Here is a 19,148-nt window from a genome sequence, read left to right on the forward strand (position 1 = left end):
TCTCTTATTTATTTAATCATTTTTTTAAACAACATTTTCATTGATTCTGGATCTATTGTGTTCATATCAACCAACTTTAATGATTTAACCATTTTAAGCGTCGTTATTTTATATTTTTGAAAATGTGTTGTTTTTAAATGCGATTGATAAGCATTGTTGTCATTGTATATTTCGATTATTCTAACTTGAGTGGAATCATTTTTTTGATACATCGGAAAAATTGCCAATACACCAGGCTCTAGTTTTACTGAAGCTGAAGATTCCTCTTTTAATATGGCTTTATATTCAGATAAATATTCAGGGTAAACTTCAATCTCAGAAAGACGAACCATCATATCTTTTTTTTGAGCTGACATAGTACTGTAAGTTAAAAACATCGTTGTTGATATTAAATACATAAATAACTTATTTGGAAAAATACTCGGAGAATTATGAATTAAAGTTTTCATTTATAGCTTCAATTTAATTAATCTTTTTATTGATTTGGATGACCTTTTCTAAAGCATTCTTAACAATTTCTGCTTGCTCTTTTCCAATTTGCTTTTCAATAATGGCACTCAGTTCCATAATTTGTCCCTCTGTAATTCCTGTATTTAATCCCATGGAAATATGAGCCTGTAATTGTGGTTCTACACGAGACATTGCTGATAATATAGAAATAGTTACAAACTCACGCTGACGATAATTAAGGACATCACGGCTAAAAATATCAGCAAATAAATGCTCTTTCAAAAAAACATCGATTGCGGGAGCAAAAGCATTTGCGCCAGTTTTTGGACCTTTTTCTTCTTTTCCTGTTAATTTCTGCAATGTCTCTTTTCCTACGCTATATTTGTCATTTGTTGCATTTATCGGAGATGCTTCTTTGCCCTGTAAATCAGTAATTCCATCAGCTTTTCTATTTTCCAAAACTTCCATAAAAGCGTTAATTGCGTTTAGGCTTCTTGGAAAACCACAGTACGCATAAAGCTGTACTAATGCTTCCTTAATTTCATTAACGGAAAGTCCAGAATCAAGACCTGTATTTAACTCTGTTTTTAGTTTTTGAATATTTCCTACGGCAGACAATGCACAAATACTTGCCATGCTTTGCTGATGGGCATTCAAATGTGTACTGCCTGTATTTTTATCTTGTGCGATCATCATATTGATATTTAATAAAAGAATGGCAAGCAAAAGCTTTCTGAAATTATTTGCTTCTTTCATTTTTTTAAATTATTTATTTGCTTCTGAATATTCCAGATCTGTCACTGGACTTAACCAAACGGCATTTACTTCTCCTTCGTAATTTGTAATAGCAATATGAACCATTTTCGAAGTTGCCGAAGCACCATGCCAATGTTCTACATTTTCAGGTATATTGATTATATCTCCTTTTTTAATTGATTGTGCAGGTTTACCTTTTTCCTGATATAAACCCAATCCTTCTGTAACTATTAAAACCTGTCCTCTTGGATGTGTGTGCCAATTTGTTCTCGCTCCTGCTTCAAAGGTTACACTTCCTATTACGAAGTCGTTGTTTTTATCTTTTGCCAGTAATAATTGTAAATATGCATCTCCTGTAAAATATCCGTTTGTCAATTTTTCTCCTTTAGAAAAAAGGGATGAAGTGTTTTCTGTACTCATTTTTTGTTGAATTATTTTGTTATTACACGATGTTAGTATGATTATCGATATTAAAGTTAGTCTTTTCATTATTCTCTTTATCATAAATTTCCCTTTTGTCTTTTGAAGTATTCTAACCATAGAATTTATCTGGTAAATATTTATAAACAAACGCTAATGCAAATTTCGTCAGTATACTTCTCTTTAAGGGTAGATAGAATACAGATTTATTTACCACTTTTACTGATATTGCTTATATGGCGCAATCAGTTGACATAGTTTCTTTAAATTTGTATAGTAATTTTTAATGATGGAAGAAGTTGAAAGAATAGATACTGTTAAACAATACAACGATTCTGTCGGGGTTGATACCTTGCATCCGTTAGTAAGCGTTGTTAATTTTGACGAAATACCAACTTATCAATATTTTCGAAGATACATGGGTATTTACGCTGTTTTTCTTAAATATATAAACTGCGGGGACATGCGCTATGGATGCCAACCTTATGATTATGAAGATGGAACCTTAGTTTTTATTGCACCTGGACAGGTTTACGGAATTGACAGCAAAGGCAAACTTATAAAACCTTCCGGAAGAGCACTTGTATTTCATCCCGATTTAATTGTGGGAACACCACTTGGAAAACACATAAAAGAGTATTCTTTTTTTTCGTATGAAGTGAATGAAGCCCTTCACTTATCAAAAAAAGAAAGAGCAACAATAAATGATTGTTTAGAAAAGATTGCTGCCGAAATTGATTTGAATATCGACAAACACAGTAAAACATTAATAGTTTCAAATATCGAGCTTTTCCTAAACTACTGTATGCGTTATTATGACCGCCAATTTATTACCCGAAACAATGTAAACAGGGATATTTTGGTTCGTTTTGAAGATTTACTTAATGACTATTTCAATTCTGATTTGCCAAGAAAGTTAGGATTACCTAGTGTAACGTGGTGTGCAGAACAATTGCATTTGTCGCCCAATTATTTTGGAGATTTAATTAAGAAAGAAACAGGAAATACAGCATTAGATTACATCCAGTCTAAACTTATTGATGAAGCCAAGGTTAAAATATTTGATCATTTTAAATCAATAAATGAAATTGCAGATGAATTGGGGTTTAAGTACCAGCAGCACTTTACCCGCCTTTTCAAGCAAAAAACCGGAATGACGCCAAATGAATATAAAAACGCAAATTAAAGATTTGCGACTTTTATTCTATTCAAAGACCTTTCTACGAACGTAATCTATTCGAAATACGAATAATAACGATTTGCATAAGAACTCTTTGTACAGCGTTTTCTTTTAATCTTTAAAAAAAAATATTTAAAATAATTCGCGATGAAAATTTTCATAATAAATCTCAATCAATAAATCGGCACCATTTGCAGATGCCAAATCAATTAATCCTATTTCGCAAAGTGCATCAATTCTACACATTTGATCTTTGGTTGATCTAAGTTTTCCTATGCATTTATCAAAAATAGCGATGTTTTCGATAGCATTTTTTACAATTTTAATCAATTGTCTAAAATCATCCGAAGATAATTTACTGTCTTTTATATAATTTTCTAATCTGGCTCCTTCTCTGTAATGAGGATAATTTTCTAAACCCATAAAGGTTAACATCCACATTTTATTATAATTCCATGTTGTTTTAATAATACCAATATAATCGGCTATTAATTCACCGTGCAAGTTATTGGCGTCCTGTCCGTATTTTTTAAGCATATACAAATGCGTAAACTCATGCTCTAGCCTAATAGAAACTGAATACGAATTCCATAAATTTTCTGTTATTCCTAACTGCCTTCCTAGTACATTACTGTAAGGTTTTGTACTTAAAATGATCATTTTATCTTTGTACAAAGATTTATTCGGCATTACATTATCTAAAAATTCTTTGTTCCAATCTCCTGATGGATTATTTTGCAACCAGTTTTTTTTGATCATATTTAATCGTTTCGAATTGTTAAGACCATTCAATAATACGGCTCCCATTGATGAAGGAATAGTCACCGGATTATTTTTATACACTAAACACTGAACTATTTTTGCAAAATCTTCTTTATGAGGTATGATTAAAACAGGGATTTTGCCAGCGATGCTTTCATGGACTTCGAATCTGATATTTTTTGAATCTTCTAATTTTAGATAATGCTTTAATTTTATATCATTCGTATTTCCTTTTAAAATAATATCGATATAACGTTCTACTTTATCACTTTCTTTTTCAATCAAAGAATTCAATGGTGAGTAGCATTCTTTTAATAGGCCAAAGATGTCTTTTCTGCCAGAAAAATTAAATAACGTTTCTTTCCAAAATTGAATTCCTTCGTCTTCGACAATACTAGACACCTCATAATCATCATTTAACGAAAATCTGTTAAACAAATAAGCTTTAAGTTCATAAGATAAATCAATTGATACAACCTGATCAATTCGCTCTAGTGTAAGTGTATTATTCATTATTATAACGAAATTTAACGTTTAGCCCTATGTATATATTTTTTGCAAAGAATTATACAATCTTTCGTAGTCTGTAGTAACAGAGTCACATGAATTTGCCCTGTTTAATTTGCCTTTTTTTTTTCGTTTAATTCCTGATCAGTTTGCTTTAGCTGGATAGGAATATTGATGTATAGATATTCTGGATCAGACTGATCTGTTACTTTAATTTTTTTTACGTTTGGCAAACTTCTTCCAAAAAATTTTTCTAATGTTTCTTCGGGATTGGTAATCAATGATTCTTTAAAATCATCATTTTCCCAGGCTTCCGTAATTATTTTAAAAAACACATCCTGGCCTTTTTTTTGTTCTTCTGTTAAAATCATTGTATTTTATTCTTAAAATTTAACTTTTACATCGTACTTATCAAGATTATTAATCTATATCGTATTTGCAGCGAATTGATTAATTATCACACATCATAATGTTTAAGCTGTTAGTACAGAGTATTTAAACTCCTTATTTTGAAATGTCTTATTAGGCATTTTATCAATGTTATCCGATGTTATCAAAAATTTATTATCAGCATAAAACTTTTTTAAACCATCATAACTCATTGCTATCGGTATCGTTTCAGAACCCAGATAATGAATAGAACTTCCTATAACTTCGGCTTGTATACCAAGCAAATTCATAATTCGCAACAGTTTGCTGTCGCACTCTGCAAAAGCAATTCCTTTTTTTTGCTCACACAAAGGAGCAATTGCACACACCATTAGTTTTCTAAATAGTGTTTTGTCTTTTATGTTTCTCTTAGTCGCAAAGCGTCCAATGTGCCAAACAGAGGATAAATTTTCTGAAAGATTTAAAACATTTAAAGGATTAATATCAAAAATTTTCTGAAGCGGAAGTTTGGTCTCATAATCCCATTTAATTACTCTAATCGATCCTTGAATGTTTCCTGAGAAATCCTTGGCAACAAAAATTTCCGAATCTTTAAAATAATTTAATTCTTCATTGTACACCTCTTCTGTATCTGTGCCAATTTTTTCGGCACTTACATTTTGGCAATGATGATTAAAGTTTTCTTCTACTACAAACTTGGCTAGTTCTGTTAATTGATCTAATTCTAATCTTTGAAGGTAATTCTGATTAATAGTCATGAGAGTACATTTGCTTTTGGTTACCATCAAAACTAATTGTAGAAAATCGCACTTTTACTACACTAAATAGTAGTATTGAGCTATCTGCACAAAATTATATTGTAGATTAATATTGTTTTTAAAATGTATTGTGAAGAGATAAAATGATTGGATAAAGAGAAATTGACCTATCACTTTTAGTCAATGTTGATTTTATTCATTTTAAAAGAAAAAACTATAGTGAATCTAAGCCAAAACCTCTAATAACTAATAATCAATGAATTAAAATAAAATATTTTTTTTAAAGATCTGTGTCATAATTATCCCACATAACAAGAAAAAAAATTAAATTTGATTAAAACTATCCAGATGAAAGAACAGGATTTAAACTCCTTTTTTGATTCCAGAAATACCATTTATGGTATGACAGATGAAGAAAGGTCTAAAATATTTGATTATTTAGAACCTATAAAGGCATTTGCAAGAGCAACATACACAAGCCTTTATGTTATAGATTATTTAGTACAAGGGTTTGAGTTTGTTTCTGAGAACCCATTATTTTTATGCGGTAATACGGCAGAAGAAGTCCTTGAAATGGGCTATTCTTTTTATTTTAAACATGTTCCTGAAGCCGATTTAGAATTATTATTGAAAATTAATATTATTGGATTTGATTTTTACGAAAAAACGGCCTTAGAAGACCGCACTCATTATACCATATCTTATGATTTTCATTTAAGAAATCAGGAAGGAAAATTAATTTTAATCAATCAAAAACTCACACCTGTTTTTTTGACCTCAAGTGGAAAAATATGGAAAGCAATATGCATTATTTCATTATCATCTGAACGTAAAGCGGGTAATATCAAAATACACAAAAACGGAGAAAACAAGGTTCTAAAGTATAATCTGGAACTGAATCATTGGGAAGATTCTAAAAAAATTACTTTATCTAAAAGAGACAAAGAAATTTTACAATTTTCTACCAGAGGTTTTACTATAAATGAAATTGCCGAAGCCTTATTTATTTCGCCCGATACGGTAAAATTTCACAGAAGAAAACTTTTTGAAAAATTGGAAGTAACCAATATTTCAGAAGCAATTGCTTATGTAACCAGCAATAAATTAATCTAAAAAAGTAATCTCTTTAAATTACCATTTTAGATTTCATGTTCTTTCTATCGGATTGTAGTTAAATAAAACTCTGGAAATACCTTTATACGCTTATTGGTGCAGATATCAAACGCAATATTACTGCATAATCCGGCCACTAACCAAGAAGCTATAGAAAGTTGCGGAGGCGAAAGATTTTTGTTTTCATTTATATATTCTCCAAGAATTTTTTCCAGCCAGTCCTGTGGATTTTCCCAATATCTCATGTATTCTAAAACATAATCGACGACATTTATTTCGCTGAATTTTTCGTCCGCTTTTCTTAAAACATCTAATCCTTCATCATCTGAAATGACTAATACCAATGCTCCCCATCCTAAATTATATGGATGCAAAACCGGTATCTTTTTTTTCTGGCAAATAGAATCAAACAAAAGCGGAACATCAGAAGTAAAATCTAAAGCGTTTATGGCAATTTTATGGTCTTTTATATAATCTTCGACATTTTCGGGCGTTAAAAAACAATTATGAGTTGTAATTTTCGCTTCACTATTAATCGCAAGTAATCTTTCTTTAAGCGCTTCTACCTTAGGTTTTGAAATGTCTTTTTCCGTATAATTTTGTCTATTTAAATTTGATAATTCAACAACATCGCCATCGATTATGGTCATAGTTTCGAAACCCAGTCTTAATAAACATTCAGCAATAACGCTGCCTATACCCGCCCCGCCCAATAATACAGGAGTATTTTTTATTAATTCTTGTTCTTCAGGACTAATATAAAGTCTGTTTCTTATATGTCGTTGATTCATGTCTAAATTTTACAATAATTATAATTTACCTTTGAAAGATAAAACAAAAGTAACAATATGATAGTTGAAAATTGATTTTATTCCAGTTGATCAATTGGAATAATTATCACGCTTAACATCAAACAGAAAGTATTGGCTAATGATTTGGATGAAGACTGGAGCCAAATGAAAATTTCTATGCTGGAGTAGAAAGATGTAATTGAAGAATGCCTGTTGAAATAAATTTTAGCTGTATTTAAAACTCCTGTTGAAGATTTCAGAATTTTGATGAGGAACAGGCTGTGAATGTTATTGCAAATACATTTGGTGATAATGGCATTGGGTATCAAAAAAATGACAATCCTATTTTCAATCTTATTGAGCAGGTTTTAAAACTAAATGAGGAAAAAATGCATTGTACGAAAAAATGTTGAAAGAGAAAGATGAAATGATGGTTAGACTTGAGAAATTGATTAGTAAGTAATTACCCGATAGCGCGGATTTGTAATCCGTGACCGCAAAGTATATCATTACAGATTTAAAAGAGATCAATTATTTGCGTAAACTCAAAATTTAGAATATATAATTAAATAATTAATTGCTACAGCATATTCAGTACATTTAAAATTATGTAACATTTAGCCATAATTGTATTACTTGAGATTTAAAGACTTTTAATAATTTCAGTCTGTAATCTAATATAACACCTTATGCTAATCAATACTAAAATTCCTCTTTCTTATCTTTTCATAAAGTTAAATATGAAGTTTTATTTGTTTTAATAATTGGTCTTTTGGTACATTTTGTCACTACAGAGTTCAAAAATATAATTCCGATAATGCCCATTACAATACCAGCTTTTATAGGAACTGCTATTTCAGTGATTTTATCTTTCAAATTAAATCAATCTTATGACCGCTGGTGGGAAGCCAGAAAAATATGGGGAAGCATTGTGAATGACAGCCGAAGCTTTGTTTTACAGCTTCAATCTTTTGTAGCCCAGGAAAATCAAGCTGAAATTAAAGAAATTGCCCACAGGCATATTGCATGGTGCTACAGTCTTGGTCTTAGCTTAAGAGAATTAAATCCTACCGAAAATTTAGAAAATTTTATTAGCTTAGAAGAGATTAATGAAATAAAAACACACAGCAACAAACCATTGGCTCTATTGCAGTTTAATGCACTTCAAATTGCTGCTTTAAAAAGAAAAAAGGCACTTGATATTTTCTCTCAAGTACAGCTAAATAATACTATAGTCAACTTTTCAAATTACATGGGAATGGACGAGCGAATAAAAAACACCATTTTCCCTATAACGTATCGTATTTTTCTGCATTTTTTTATTTATATATTTATTGTTACCCTTTCTATCGCGTTAAGAGATATCAAAAGCTATTTTGAAATTCCATTGCTGTTGACTATCTCTACTACTTTTTTTCTTTTAGAAAAATCTGCAACTCATCTTCAAGATCCTTTTAGAAATCGTCCTACCGACACACCTGTAACAGCAATTGCCAGAACTATTGAAATAAACATTAAAGAACTATTAAACGATAAAGAAATTCCGAAACCACATACACCAGAAAAGTTTTACTTATCCTAAGTATCGTTAGAGCAGATTTGCAATTCGTGCCCGCAAAGTATTCATTAGAGATTTAAAAAGAAATAAAGCATTTATTTCTATAATTTAAATCAGTTTTTATATTAGGAACGGGCACGGAAAAAATTTCCGCTCTATCGTTGCGCATATAGGAACGACAGAACAAGTTAATTCATTTGCAATCAGAAAATTAAAAAACCCATTTCTCAAAAGAAATGGGCTTTTTTATATTTTTATTTTGCTTAAGCGAAAGAAAAAGAAAAAAGAAAAAGAAAATCGTTTAAGAATCCAGCGAACCAGATTGCAAATCTGAAAGACTAGAAAGCAATGCCGAAGGCTCTACATATAATTCATTTTTACTAATCTTTCCATCTTTGATCACATAAGGATGTGTAAGCAATACATCTTTAAGTGTACTCTCGCTGAAACTACTGACATCGTACATACAAATCAGTGAACAAGAATGTTTTGGAGTTAGCAAATTCAGTTTGGCTTCATAATCTAAAAGCTCATCTGTTCCAGGAAGGTTTTTGAGGGCCCATACCATATCGCCGCAAGCTCTGACACTTTCATACCCCCCTCTTGATGCCGATAATAAAGTATTTTCGAGCATATCATACATTTTGTCTGCAGCAAACTTACCTCCATTGATATAGGTGTTTTCAGAAGCCAAAACTTCCAATTGACCGCTCGACAGTTTTTCAGCAATAGATATACCGTTATCAGCCAAACAGCGGCAATGCTCACCGTGACGACTACTTTCAAGAATGTTAATGACTTTATCATTCGCATTCAAACCTTCCATAATATAAGGAATGATTACCTCATATTGCTGTTCTCTTGAATCGAAAAAACCACAAATGTGCATAGGAGCCGACAATGATTCTCCACATACCGAAAAAGATGTCTGTTTGTTCATATATCAAATATACGTAATTAGTTTTTTTTTAACACAATTACAGCTAAAATTTTCGATATGAATTCTTTGTTGTTCTGTATTTATTTCTTCGTTTTAAAAACCTTATAAAACACAAAAAGAATTCCCAGCCAAATCGGAATCAATTCTACAGATACCTCCATATTTGTCATCCACATAATGAATAAAATACCCAATAAAAATAGGAAACAGATGTAATTGCTTACGGGATAAAATATAGAAGCAAATTTCGTTTTGGTATTTTCCTTGTCTTTTGCACGTCTAAATTGCAGGTGCGTATACGAAATCATAACCCAGTTAATAACCAAGCAAGACACTACTAAAGACATTAAAATACTAAAAGCCTCTTCTGGAATTACTTTATTGATTAAAATACAGATAGCGGCAAAACAGGAAGAAACTAAAATAGCATTAACAGGTACCGATTGTTTGTTTAGCTTCTTTAAAAATTGAGGCGCACTACCTTGATCCGCTAAACCAAATAACATTCGGGAGTTACTGTAAACACTACTGTTATATACAGATAAAGCTGCTGTTAAAACGATTAAATTAAGCACATTAGCGATAAGGCTTGTGAAAAATATTTTGTGCCCAAAAAACTCAAATTCCATTCCGTTTAAGTTTTGAAAAACCATCACAAACGGACTGCTATCTGTTGTAATTTGTCTCCAAGGCGATAAAGCAAATAAAATGACCAATGCGCCAACATAAAAAATCAAGATTCTATAAATAACCTGATTGGTCGCTTTCGGAATGTTTTTTTCTGGATTTTCTGCTTCCGCTGCGGTAATTCCAATTAGTTCTAAACCGCCAAAAGAGAACATAATCAAAGCCATTGCTGATAATAAACCTTGAAAACTGCCCGTTGCATTTTTTTCAAAAACCCCTTTTGGAAAGAAACCTCCATCGTTATACAAATTATGAATCGTGGCGTGTTCTCCTCCTGTTCCACTTATGAGCAGATAAGTTCCAAAAAGGATCATGGCAATAATGGCAGCAACTTTTATAATAGAAAACCAAAATTCAGTTTCTCCGTACACTTTTACCGAGGCGAAATTCAAAGCGTTAATAACTAAGAAGAAAAATAAACTGGACGCCCAAAGCGGAATTTCTGGCCACCAAAACTGTACATAAACCCCAATGGCTGTAAGTTCTGCCATACTAACCAGAATATACAAAATCCAATAATTCCAACCAGATGCAAAACCTGTAAATGAACCGCAATATTTATAGGCAAAATAACTAAAGCTTCCTGATACAGGTTCTTCGACAACCATTTCGCCAAGTTGTCTCATAATAAAAAAAGCGATAATTCCAGCAACAGCATATCCTAAAATAACAGATGGTCCTGCTAAAACGGCCGCCGGACCAATACCAAGAAAAAGACCTGTTCCTATAGATCCACCTAAAGCAATTAACTGAATGTGACGGTTAGTCAATCCACGTTTAAGTTGATTGCCTTCTATATCTTCGTGTTTTTGTTTCACAGATTAATTTTTAAGGGAGTTAAATGTACTCACAAATGTATAAACAGCGAAGATATAATTAATTTATCGAATGTCTTATTTTAACAACATTCTTTCCGTAATTGTTTTGTTTGAAGAAGCATCAATTCCGGTAACTTCAGCATACTTAACATTTGGCAGCCAGAAAGAACCTCCTTCAATACGCACGAATATTTTTTCTACCTGAATTTTTTTCTGATTTACATTCACAAAAACATGATATTTTTGATCTGAATCTACTTTTTTCAAGGTTAAGGGCAACTTTTTATATGATACAAATTGAAATTCAAATTCGTCATTATTTAAAGTTTTACTTTCTATTCCGTATGCAAATTTGCGTTGCATATAATTAAGATCTTTTTTCTCCCCTTTCTCAGCGTATCGAATCCAATATGTTTTTATAGGATTGCTTTTGTCAATTTTTCCATTTTCTTGATAATTAATGGCATAAATAGCCGTGTTTATATTAGGGTCTCGCTGAATGTAAAACAGCATATTATCGATATTTTTTGGTGTAGGAAAATGTAACGGCGACGGATTTTTAGATTGCGCCAATAGATTTCCAGAAATTATATGCACTAAAATCGTTACAACGATTAGTGATTTTGTAAAATATTTAAATGATGATGTATTCATAAACGAAATATTTTTATTCTAATTTTAACCAATTGAGTGTAGTTTTTAACACATAGAATCATAGATATTGTAAACTTATAAGGGCATTTCACTAATATTAGCAAACATAGCTATGTGTGAAGAAACTAGTTTCTTTTTTATATTCTTTTTACGAACCTAAAAACCTATGTTTCTATGTGTTAAATTACTTTTTTTTGAACTATACAGATTAATTTTACTCGATTACATTCTGTTTTTCTTTTGTTCTAAAAACCCAATATTTAATCAGTGGATAATTAAAGCCATAAGAAACAAAACTATCCGTAATTAATCTTCCGATTTTATAATCGATTTGAAATACTTTTTGAAAAACAAGCGTACCGAATGATTTTAAAGAAATGCTTCCCAATACAACTAACGCAAATTTGAAAAGCTGACTATTGATGTGGCTGCTGTAACCAGATTTATTTTTAAATACCCAAAATCTGTTAATGCTAAAATTGATAATTGCGCCAACAGTTCCTGAGATTAGAATAGAAAATGCAAAATGCAATTTAAATACTTCTGTCAATAAAATCATTAAGCCATAATCGATAACACCGCCAACAAATGCTGCAACTTGTGCTTGTAGAAAAGTGTAAACGGACTTTTTCTTGAACATTTTTAACCTTGGTTTTTATCTTTTAAATCGCCCAACTTTAAAAGTTTCAAGCTGTCTATTGTATTGATTATAAACAAAATGATAGAGATTAAACCAGCCAAATATGCAATTGATCCATGAAATAGAACTTCTAAAATTAAAATTAAAGCAATAATAAATCGAAGTTCTGTTGGACCAACAAAGCCTGAATCTATACTGTATTCATTTGTAATTTTATAGCGTAACTGACTGATGATGATAGACCAGCCATACAATGAGACAAAAGCAAAGGCTACTATCTGTGAGCCACTATCGGCATAAATGTAGTAGCCAAATCCTATAAGTACAATACCAATCCAATCGGCAATAATATCGAGTGCAAAACCGTACCAGCGACGCGGAATATTTCTATAATAAGCCAATCTTCCATCTAAGGAATCTCCTAACCAATTTATAGCCAAACCGATAATACCCAAAAGCAAATATAATTTTGTGAAATAAGCACCTAAAACAAAGGCTAAAAAAACGAATCCCGAACCAAGCGTACCAATGAATGTGAGCACGTTTGGCGAAATGAATTTAGGCACTTTTGGAAGCAAAAATACAATCGTTAACTGTTCTGCTCTTTTTAAAATATTAGTTCGTTTACGGTCAGAGAATGTTCTTTGTGCAATTGCATTAAAATCTTCAAGCTGTGTTTCTTTTCCCATTATTAGCCCAGTATTTGTAAACCTGAAACTATCGCCAATTCTAGTTTTGCAATTCTTAATTTTATTTTCCTTTGTGAATTTTTAAAAAAATCTGTGGTACTTTTTAGCTTACCTGATCTAACCAGATAACTAAACGCAATAATAATTAACATAATTACTTAACAATACCTGCAAAACGTTGATAGAAAACCGTTGGACTGTTCTCATTTTTAGGAGCATATTTCCCTGCTATAATTGGAATATATATAACTCTCCTTCTACTTTCTTCGCCACGAATAGATGATTCTGCAACTCTATGCCACAAACGACCATCATGTATAGTTAAATCTCCAGCTTCTGGATTGATTGAAACTTCCTCCGAATCGGGTTTATTGTCTAAAAAGTATTTTTTACGGAAAAGCATTTGATAAATACTTTGCTTGTGAGTTCCTGGAATGATTTTAAGACCTCCGTTTTCAGGTTTTAAAGTACTTAAATGAATCCCCACATTTAGCATCGGGTTTAGTTTTCCACCATAAAAAATATCTCTCAAACCATCTGTGTGCCAGCCCATTTTAGTAAACTTACTTTCTGGCCCATTGATGTAATGATTGAAAACCATTCCGTCTTTTTCTTCAGTACCTAATCTTGCGCCATCGCCCGCCAAAGGCATTAAACCATTAAATCTTGGATCAAGCAAAAGACCGCTTAAGGTTTGATGATGTTGATTGATAAAAGCAAAACGTTGTACAATAGGAGAACCATCTAAATCTTTTCCGAATTTAATAGGAACACCATTTACTTTTTGAAGATCGTTTTCAATCCAATTTTGCTCCACTTGTTTAGAGGCCTCAATAATAGATGAAACTGTTTCTGGATTTATGAATTTTTTGAAATGAATAAAACCATGTTCGTTAAAAAATGCAATTTGTTCATTAGTTAATTGCTCAGTAAGGGTAAATGTTTTATAAGAAGATACCATGATAAATATATTTAATAAATGAAATAATAATGTTTGTGATTTTTTCTAAAAGGATTAGCAACAGCAACAACAGCAACAACACATTCGCATGTTGACTTGCATTCGACCTCTAGGAAAATTAAACTTATTTCTCATATTAGATATACTCTATAGAATTAGTAGACATTTATGCAAATGTAATATAAATTCTTATTTGCCAAAATTTTTTTAATGTTTTTTTGAAAAAAAAAATTAGATCTTATAAATCCCAGCCGCAGTTTTTTCTATAAAGGCCTTTGGTAGTATACGGTTGGCGTACACCGAAATGATATTAGTAAAACCTGGAATAACTTCAGATTTTTTGCTGAACATGGCTTTTACTGCCATTTTTGCCACTTCATCTGGCTGCATATTAAACTTTTCAGCCATTTTATTTAAAGCACTTAAACCAGCTCTTGCAGCAAAACCAGTATCAACTGGACCTGGACTAAAACAGGTTACTGAAATTGAAGTTTGGGCAAGTTCAAAACGTAAGGCACGTGTAAAAGACAACACAAAAGCCTTTGTAGCCGAATAAACAGCTAGTGTAGGTACAGCTTGGTAAGCTGCAGTACTCGATATATTTAAGATATAAGCTTGTTTTTCTTGCGAAAGTACTGGAACTAATAAATGCGATAGTTCTACTACTACATTCATATTAAGTTGCATCATACCCAACTGATCGCTTAGAGCAGACTGGCTAAAATCGCCCCAAACGCCATAGCCAGCATTGTTAACTAAAATTCCAACTGGATAATTGTTCGTTTTTATCCAATCACCTACTTTTAGTGCTGCACCATTTATTGAAAGATCAATTGATAAAATGAAAACATTAATGCCATATTTAGCTTGAAGATCAGCTGATAATAATTTTAATTCTTCATCACTTCTTGCAACAAGCAATAATGGAAAGCCCTGTTTAGCCAATTCATTAGCAATAGATTTTCCAATGCCTTTGCTGGCACCAGTTATTAAAGCATACGGTTTAGATTTTTCGATCATCTTATTGATTTAATAATCAAATATAATAATTAATTATAAAACGCTAGATCCGTAATTATAACCTCTAATGCAAACATAACAAAGCAAAAATAAAGAGACTACTTTGCGAAATCACTTAAATAAAAAAACTCCTTAGTAAAACTAAGGAGTTTTGTGTAACAAGCAAGTATCTGAAAGTATTTCAATATTACCTTTTAATTTCCATACAATCTTGCTTATAATTCAGACAATTCCGCTTCGGTATGAAGGGCACATGTCCAATTATTGTTTTCTTGTATCCAGGTTGAAGTGCAGGCACATTTCATCGTTTTATTTTGTTTTGTATCCTGCAGTTCTATTATATACGCTATTATCCCAGTAGTTCCCATAAATAGCTGGGATTTAACATCAGAAAATCCTAGTACTTTTATTTTATCTCCGTCTCCAGATTCAAACATTTTTTTGAAATTGGTTTCATCTACTTCGTGTACGCCATTTTTACCAGCGATTATACAAGGAAAAGAAGTGAGATTCTTTACCGTTTCATATTTATGATTCTCCATTCCTTGCCAATATTTTTTTTCCAGTTCAAAGATGTCCGTTTCCATGATTTCTTAGTTTTTAATACTACCAGTATTTAATTTACTTTTAACGATTATCAAATTCTTTGTGATTATAAAAACCGTCATCATCATTTTCGTAATTAAATGCCGGATAGTACGATCTCATTACGTTTCTTTCATAGTTTCTATCAAAATTTTGATCTCTATGGTATCTGCTTGTATTTCTAAATGTGTCATACCCAATACCATTAGCCATCACAGTTTTAGTGTCGCTATTTATATTGACTGATCCGATTGGTATGATGATATGACTATCTCCATCTTTATAAACAAACTCTTTTCCATTATCATAAGCAATCGCATCGTGCACTTCCTTATGTTTGTCTTCAATCAATTTTTTATCCAGCTTTACATCCAGGTAGATTACTCGCTGCATCTCTTTATTGACCCACAGATTATCAATCGTTCCAATAGTTCGGTTGTCAGCATCAACTATTTTCCAGCCTCTTACGTCTGAATAGTTTGAAGCAATTTTGTAATCTGAAAGTTCGTCTAGTTTATATAAGTTTCTTTCTTTAGTTTCCATATCAATTTTCTTTAATTGTATTATAATTTTAGCAGGACTTTCAAAAATTTTCAGCTTTCATTTCTGCCTCAATTTGGTGGCAATAAATTAATTATGTCAACATAATGCTGTCCTTGCTGTTTTAATTACTCTGCTATAGTATCTGTGGCTAAGGTTGTAGTATCTGTACTAACAGCATTTTCGGTTTCTACACTCCTATCGTTTCTTGTCTCATCATCTTTTGCAAAGACATAATATGCAACTGCTGCAATTAGAAGGATTGCTACAATCCACGGCCATACAGGCTTTTTCTTCTCAATCTTAATTTCCGCCATAACTTATTGTTTTTGATTATAATTATTTTTAATTAAGAATAAAATTACAAATCTATATAGCTTGATAACGTACTAAATTTCATCCTTCTTTTATAAAATTCCCAGTAAGAAACTATAAAACCATCTATAAATTAGACAATTACCAATTAAAATTATATAACAGCAACGAAATCTATTGCTCTAATTTTATGAATGGTTAATTAATATCAATTGTTCATCATTAATTTAAATTTTATGAATTTTCCAAATCAGAAGAACAGAATCCTTAGTTCCAGAACTTCGGAGAAAAAGTATATTGCGAAAAGCACCTCCAGTAGAACCAACGAGAAAAACAGTCTTACGGCAACCAAAAATATACTGCATAACTCTACTATAGAATAAGTTGTTAATCATGTAATAAAAAGCATTATGAAAGATAAATCAGTAATCGAACAGAGTCTTAAGGGAAAAACAGTTGTTATAACAGGTTCTACCAGTGGTGTTGGAAGAGCTACAGCTGAAGCATTTGCGAAAGAAGGATGCAATCTCGTAATAGTTGCCAGAGGCCAGCAAGGAATTGATGAAACAGTAAAATTCTGCCGCGAACTAGGTGTCAAGGTTATGGGTGTACAAGCGGATATGTCAAATGCAGATGAGGTAGAAAAAGTAACATCCGAAGCACTGGCAATGACAGGAAAAATAGATATCTGGGTGAATAATGCGGGAGTTATGGCCAGTGGAAAATTTGAAGAAATTCCTTTAGAAATACACCAACAGGTACTAAAAACCAATTTGTTCGGCTATATGCATGGCGCTTACAATGCTTTAAAAATTTTCAAAAAACAGAATGACGGTATTTTAATTAACAATGTATCGATAGGTGGATTCATGCCTGCTCCTTACAGTGCTGTTTATTCTGCAAGCAAATATGGAATAAGAGGTATGATGGAATGCCTGCAGGGTGAAATTTCTAACAGAAAACATATTCACATCTGCAATCTCTATCCGCAGCTGCAAAACTCAACTGGTAACCTGCATTCTGCTAAGTATTCTGGTTTTGAAATGACAATACCTTTTATTGCATCTGATCCCCGTGATACTGCCTCTAAAATATTAGAACTGGCGAAAAATCCTAAAAAAGATCTATTTCCAGATTTCAAATCTGCTGCAATCACAAACACTTATAAGTTATTCCCAAAAACAATAATCAATACAGCTTCAGCGGTTTTGCGCACAAAAATGAAATTTAATGACGATAAAGAAAATAATCCTGGAAATGTTTTGACCAACTCAAAAGAACCGCTTAGAGTTTATGGAAATCCGTCATCAAAAACGGTATCTGATCTTAAACTTGCTTTTATTGCCGGAATTGGAATAAGTATTGGCCTTCTTCTATTTGGAAAAAGGGAATAAAATTACCTTGTTTTTTATTAGAAAAAACTATAAATAGAACATGCCCCAAAAGTTAGACACTATTTGGGGCATGTTTATAGGAGGATTTTAATATTTATTTTAAAATCGAATAAATTAACGCCAGCCAAGTTCTGGAGCAATATATTTTAATATAGACGACAATATATGCACATTGTAATCAACTCCTAAAGTATTAGGTATTGTTAGCAATAGCGTATCTGCTTCTTGAATTGCTTCGTCTTGAGCTAATTCGGCGATTAGTTTATCTGGTTCAGCAGCATAACTTTTTCCGAAAATGGCTCTTTTATCACTTTCTATATAACCAAAACTATCGGCTGCTTTGCCTTGATTTCCAAAATAATATTTGTCCTGTTCATTAACTAAAGCAAAAATTGAACGGCTTACCGAAACTCTTGGTTCACGATCATGTCCTGCTTTTTTCCAAGCTTCTTTGTACAACCTGATTTGTTCTGCTTGCTGAATATGAAAAGGTTTTCCATTTTCGTCAAACTTTAAGGTTGAACTTTGAAGATGCATTCCATTTTCGGCAGCCCAAATTGCTGTGGCATTAGATGCTGCTCCCCACCAGATTCGTTCACGTAATCCCTCAGACTGCGGCTCAAGACGCAATAACCCAGGCGGATTGGGAAACATTGGATACGGATTTGGTTCTGCAAATCCTTCTCCATTAAGTTTATCCAAAAATTCTAAAGCCTTTTTTCGTCCCATATCAGCATCTGTTTCACCAGCTTCAGGTTCATAACCAAACGAACGCCAGCCATCAATAACCTGTTCCGGAGATCCTCTACTGATACCTAATTGTAAACGTCCACCTGAAATTAAATCTGCGGCGCCAGCATCTTCTACCATATATAGAGGATTTTCGTAGCGCATATCTATAACTCCCGTACCAATTTCTATTTTATTGGTTTTGGCACCAATAGCAGAAAGTAAAGGAAAAGGCGAAGCTAACTGCTGTGCAAAATGATGCACTCTAAAATAAGCGCCATCCACACCAATTTCCTCTGCTGCAACCGCCAAATCAATAGACTGAAGTAATGTATCAGCTGCTGTACGGACTTTATAGGATGGATGATTAGACCAATGTCCAAACGATAGAAATCCTATTTTTTTCATAGATAAAATTGTTACTATTTTTCAATCTCAAATATACGCATCATTTCCGTTTTATCCTGAATAAAAGTATTTAGGAATTTTAA

22 protein-coding genes and 1 pseudogene are annotated in these 19,148 nt (G+C 32.1%); 5 read left to right on the forward strand and 18 right to left on the reverse strand.

Annotated elements, in window-relative coordinates:
* Window positions 1-8: 8 nt before the first annotated feature.
* From LL966_RS05660 to LL966_RS05670, 3 genes are all read right to left on the reverse strand, one after another.
* Entirely contained in the window at window positions 9-398 is a 390-nt protein-coding gene (locus LL966_RS05660) for a putative quinol monooxygenase (RefSeq protein ID WP_229351090.1), read from the reverse strand.
* A 64-nt stretch (window positions 399-462) separates the two neighbouring features.
* A complete protein-coding gene (locus LL966_RS05665; protein ID WP_229351091.1) occupies window positions 463-1,206 on the reverse strand; it encodes a carboxymuconolactone decarboxylase family protein in 744 nt (247 codons plus the stop codon).
* A 9-nt stretch (window positions 1,207-1,215) separates the two neighbouring features.
* Complete coding sequence (locus LL966_RS05670; protein ID WP_229351093.1) at window positions 1,216-1,626, reverse strand: (R)-mandelonitrile lyase; 411 nt, start codon at window positions 1,624-1,626, stop codon at window positions 1,216-1,218.
* Between the two features lie 286 nt (window positions 1,627-1,912).
* Here LL966_RS05670 and LL966_RS05675 point away from each other — a divergent pair, with 286 nt between their 5' ends.
* Window positions 1,913-2,812: a helix-turn-helix domain-containing protein gene (locus tag LL966_RS05675; protein WP_317207126.1), complete on the forward strand. Its 900-nt coding sequence runs from the start codon at window positions 1,913-1,915 to the stop codon at window positions 2,810-2,812.
* Window positions 2,813-2,938: 126 nt separating this feature from the next.
* Here LL966_RS05675 and LL966_RS05680 read toward each other — a convergent pair whose 3' ends face one another.
* From LL966_RS05680 to LL966_RS05690, 3 genes are all read right to left on the reverse strand, one after another.
* Window positions 2,939-4,081 (reverse strand): DUF7005 family protein, encoded by a 1,143-nt coding sequence (locus tag LL966_RS05680; protein WP_229351095.1) that lies wholly within the window; start codon window positions 4,079-4,081, stop codon window positions 2,939-2,941.
* A gap of 104 nt (window positions 4,082-4,185) precedes the next feature.
* Complete coding sequence (locus tag LL966_RS05685; RefSeq protein ID WP_229351097.1) at window positions 4,186-4,446, reverse strand: hypothetical protein; 261 nt, start codon at window positions 4,444-4,446, stop codon at window positions 4,186-4,188.
* A 102-nt stretch (window positions 4,447-4,548) separates the two neighbouring features.
* Complete coding sequence (locus tag LL966_RS05690) at window positions 4,549-5,223, reverse strand: hypothetical protein (RefSeq protein ID WP_229351099.1); 675 nt, start codon at window positions 5,221-5,223, stop codon at window positions 4,549-4,551.
* Window positions 5,224-5,571: 348 nt separating this feature from the next.
* Here LL966_RS05690 and LL966_RS05695 point away from each other — a divergent pair, with 348 nt between their 5' ends.
* Window positions 5,572-6,336 (forward strand): response regulator transcription factor, encoded by a 765-nt coding sequence (locus tag LL966_RS05695; protein WP_229351101.1) that lies wholly within the window; start codon window positions 5,572-5,574, stop codon window positions 6,334-6,336.
* A 44-nt stretch (window positions 6,337-6,380) separates the two neighbouring features.
* Here the strand turns inward: LL966_RS05695 and LL966_RS05700 are convergent, their stop codons facing one another.
* Window positions 6,381-7,127 (reverse strand): HesA/MoeB/ThiF family protein, encoded by a 747-nt coding sequence (locus LL966_RS05700; RefSeq protein WP_229351103.1) that lies wholly within the window; start codon window positions 7,125-7,127, stop codon window positions 6,381-6,383.
* Window positions 7,128-7,220: 93 nt separating this feature from the next.
* On the opposite strand from LL966_RS05700, the pseudogene LL966_RS05705 reads away from it, so the two are divergent.
* Both LL966_RS05705 and LL966_RS05710 read left to right on the forward strand, forming a co-directional pair.
* Window positions 7,221-7,590 (forward strand): annotated as a pseudogene (locus LL966_RS05705) (XRE family transcriptional regulator).
* Between the two features lie 309 nt (window positions 7,591-7,899).
* Window positions 7,900-8,709, forward strand: coding sequence for a bestrophin family protein (locus LL966_RS05710; protein WP_229351105.1), 810 nt, complete (start codon window positions 7,900-7,902; stop codon window positions 8,707-8,709).
* A 277-nt stretch (window positions 8,710-8,986) separates the two neighbouring features.
* Here LL966_RS05710 and LL966_RS05715 read toward each other — a convergent pair whose 3' ends face one another.
* The 10 genes from LL966_RS05715 to LL966_RS05760 form a co-directional block, all read right to left on the reverse strand.
* Entirely contained in the window at window positions 8,987-9,625 is a 639-nt protein-coding gene (locus LL966_RS05715) for an MEDS domain-containing protein (RefSeq protein WP_229351106.1), read from the reverse strand.
* 80 nt (window positions 9,626-9,705) lie between these two features.
* Complete coding sequence (locus LL966_RS05720) at window positions 9,706-11,130, reverse strand: amino acid permease (RefSeq protein ID WP_229351108.1); 1,425 nt, start codon at window positions 11,128-11,130, stop codon at window positions 9,706-9,708.
* 75 nt (window positions 11,131-11,205) lie between these two features.
* A complete protein-coding gene (locus LL966_RS05725) occupies window positions 11,206-11,784 on the reverse strand; it encodes a DUF4833 domain-containing protein (protein ID WP_229351110.1) in 579 nt (192 codons plus the stop codon).
* Window positions 11,785-11,998: 214 nt separating this feature from the next.
* Complete coding sequence (locus tag LL966_RS05730; protein ID WP_229351112.1) at window positions 11,999-12,424, reverse strand: GtrA family protein; 426 nt, start codon at window positions 12,422-12,424, stop codon at window positions 11,999-12,001.
* A gap of 2 nt (window positions 12,425-12,426) precedes the next feature.
* Window positions 12,427-13,113 (reverse strand): CDP-alcohol phosphatidyltransferase family protein, encoded by a 687-nt coding sequence (locus LL966_RS05735; RefSeq protein ID WP_229351114.1) that lies wholly within the window; start codon window positions 13,111-13,113, stop codon window positions 12,427-12,429.
* 154 nt (window positions 13,114-13,267) lie between these two features.
* Window positions 13,268-14,074 (reverse strand): phytanoyl-CoA dioxygenase family protein, encoded by an 807-nt coding sequence (locus LL966_RS05740; protein WP_229351115.1) that lies wholly within the window; start codon window positions 14,072-14,074, stop codon window positions 13,268-13,270.
* A gap of 231 nt (window positions 14,075-14,305) precedes the next feature.
* Window positions 14,306-15,094: an SDR family NAD(P)-dependent oxidoreductase gene (locus tag LL966_RS05745; RefSeq protein ID WP_229351117.1), complete on the reverse strand. Its 789-nt coding sequence runs from the start codon at window positions 15,092-15,094 to the stop codon at window positions 14,306-14,308.
* A gap of 215 nt (window positions 15,095-15,309) precedes the next feature.
* A complete protein-coding gene (locus LL966_RS05750; RefSeq protein WP_229351119.1) occupies window positions 15,310-15,681 on the reverse strand; it encodes a DUF4440 domain-containing protein in 372 nt (123 codons plus the stop codon).
* A 40-nt stretch (window positions 15,682-15,721) separates the two neighbouring features.
* A complete protein-coding gene (locus tag LL966_RS05755) occupies window positions 15,722-16,222 on the reverse strand; it encodes a PRC-barrel domain-containing protein (RefSeq protein ID WP_229351121.1) in 501 nt (166 codons plus the stop codon).
* A gap of 125 nt (window positions 16,223-16,347) precedes the next feature.
* Window positions 16,348-16,536, reverse strand: a complete 189-nt coding sequence (locus LL966_RS05760) for a hypothetical protein (RefSeq protein ID WP_229351123.1) — start codon at window positions 16,534-16,536, stop codon at window positions 16,348-16,350.
* Window positions 16,537-16,944: 408 nt separating this feature from the next.
* Here LL966_RS05760 and LL966_RS05765 point away from each other — a divergent pair, with 408 nt between their 5' ends.
* Window positions 16,945-17,928, forward strand: a complete 984-nt coding sequence (locus LL966_RS05765; protein WP_229351125.1) for an SDR family NAD(P)-dependent oxidoreductase — start codon at window positions 16,945-16,947, stop codon at window positions 17,926-17,928.
* Between the two features lie 114 nt (window positions 17,929-18,042).
* Here the strand turns inward: LL966_RS05765 and LL966_RS05770 are convergent, their stop codons facing one another.
* Window positions 18,043-19,065 (reverse strand): LLM class flavin-dependent oxidoreductase, encoded by a 1,023-nt coding sequence (locus LL966_RS05770; protein WP_229351127.1) that lies wholly within the window; start codon window positions 19,063-19,065, stop codon window positions 18,043-18,045.
* Window positions 19,066-19,148: the final 83 nt, after the last annotated feature.

Source organism: Flavobacterium chungbukense (assembly GCF_020805785.1).
GTDB lineage: Bacteria > Bacteroidota > Bacteroidia > Flavobacteriales > Flavobacteriaceae > Flavobacterium > Flavobacterium chungbukense.

Coding starts and splice junctions, on each gene's coding strand:
- LL966_RS05770 (WP_229351127.1), bottom strand. CDS start 19,065: ATGAAAAAAATAGGATTTCTATCGTTTGGACATTGGTCTAATCATCCA.
- LL966_RS05675 (WP_317207126.1), top strand. CDS start 1,913: ATGATGGAAGAAGTTGAAAGAATAGATACTGTTAAACAATACAACGAT.
- LL966_RS05670 (WP_229351093.1), bottom strand. CDS start 1,626: ATGAGTACAGAAAACACTTCATCCCTTTTTTCTAAAGGAGAAAAATTG.
- LL966_RS05665 (WP_229351091.1), bottom strand. CDS start 1,206: ATGAAAGAAGCAAATAATTTCAGAAAGCTTTTGCTTGCCATTCTTTTA.
- LL966_RS05690 (WP_229351099.1), bottom strand. CDS start 5,223: ATGACTATTAATCAGAATTACCTTCAAAGATTAGAATTAGATCAATTA.
- LL966_RS05680 (WP_229351095.1), bottom strand. CDS start 4,081: ATGAATAATACACTTACACTAGAGCGAATTGATCAGGTTGTATCAATT.
- LL966_RS05755 (WP_229351121.1), bottom strand. CDS start 16,222: ATGGAAACTAAAGAAAGAAACTTATATAAACTAGACGAACTTTCAGAT.
- LL966_RS05715 (WP_229351106.1), bottom strand. CDS start 9,625: ATGAACAAACAGACATCTTTTTCGGTATGTGGAGAATCATTGTCGGCT.
- LL966_RS05725 (WP_229351110.1), bottom strand. CDS start 11,784: ATGAATACATCATCATTTAAATATTTTACAAAATCACTAATCGTTGTA.
- LL966_RS05735 (WP_229351114.1), bottom strand. CDS start 13,113: ATGGGAAAAGAAACACAGCTTGAAGATTTTAATGCAATTGCACAAAGA.
- LL966_RS05700 (WP_229351103.1), bottom strand. CDS start 7,127: ATGAATCAACGACATATAAGAAACAGACTTTATATTAGTCCTGAAGAA.
- LL966_RS05740 (WP_229351115.1), bottom strand. CDS start 14,074: ATGGTATCTTCTTATAAAACATTTACCCTTACTGAGCAATTAACTAAT.
- LL966_RS05660 (WP_229351090.1), bottom strand. CDS start 398: ATGTATTTAATATCAACAACGATGTTTTTAACTTACAGTACTATGTCA.
- LL966_RS05730 (WP_229351112.1), bottom strand. CDS start 12,424: ATGTTCAAGAAAAAGTCCGTTTACACTTTTCTACAAGCACAAGTTGCA.
- LL966_RS05685 (WP_229351097.1), bottom strand. CDS start 4,446: ATGATTTTAACAGAAGAACAAAAAAAAGGCCAGGATGTGTTTTTTAAA.
- LL966_RS05765 (WP_229351125.1), top strand. CDS start 16,945: ATGAAAGATAAATCAGTAATCGAACAGAGTCTTAAGGGAAAAACAGTT.
- LL966_RS05695 (WP_229351101.1), top strand. CDS start 5,572: ATGAAAGAACAGGATTTAAACTCCTTTTTTGATTCCAGAAATACCATT.
- LL966_RS05750 (WP_229351119.1), bottom strand. CDS start 15,681: ATGGAAACGGACATCTTTGAACTGGAAAAAAAATATTGGCAAGGAATG.
- LL966_RS05745 (WP_229351117.1), bottom strand. CDS start 15,094: ATGATCGAAAAATCTAAACCGTATGCTTTAATAACTGGTGCCAGCAAA.
- LL966_RS05760 (WP_229351123.1), bottom strand. CDS start 16,536: ATGGCGGAAATTAAGATTGAGAAGAAAAAGCCTGTATGGCCGTGGATT.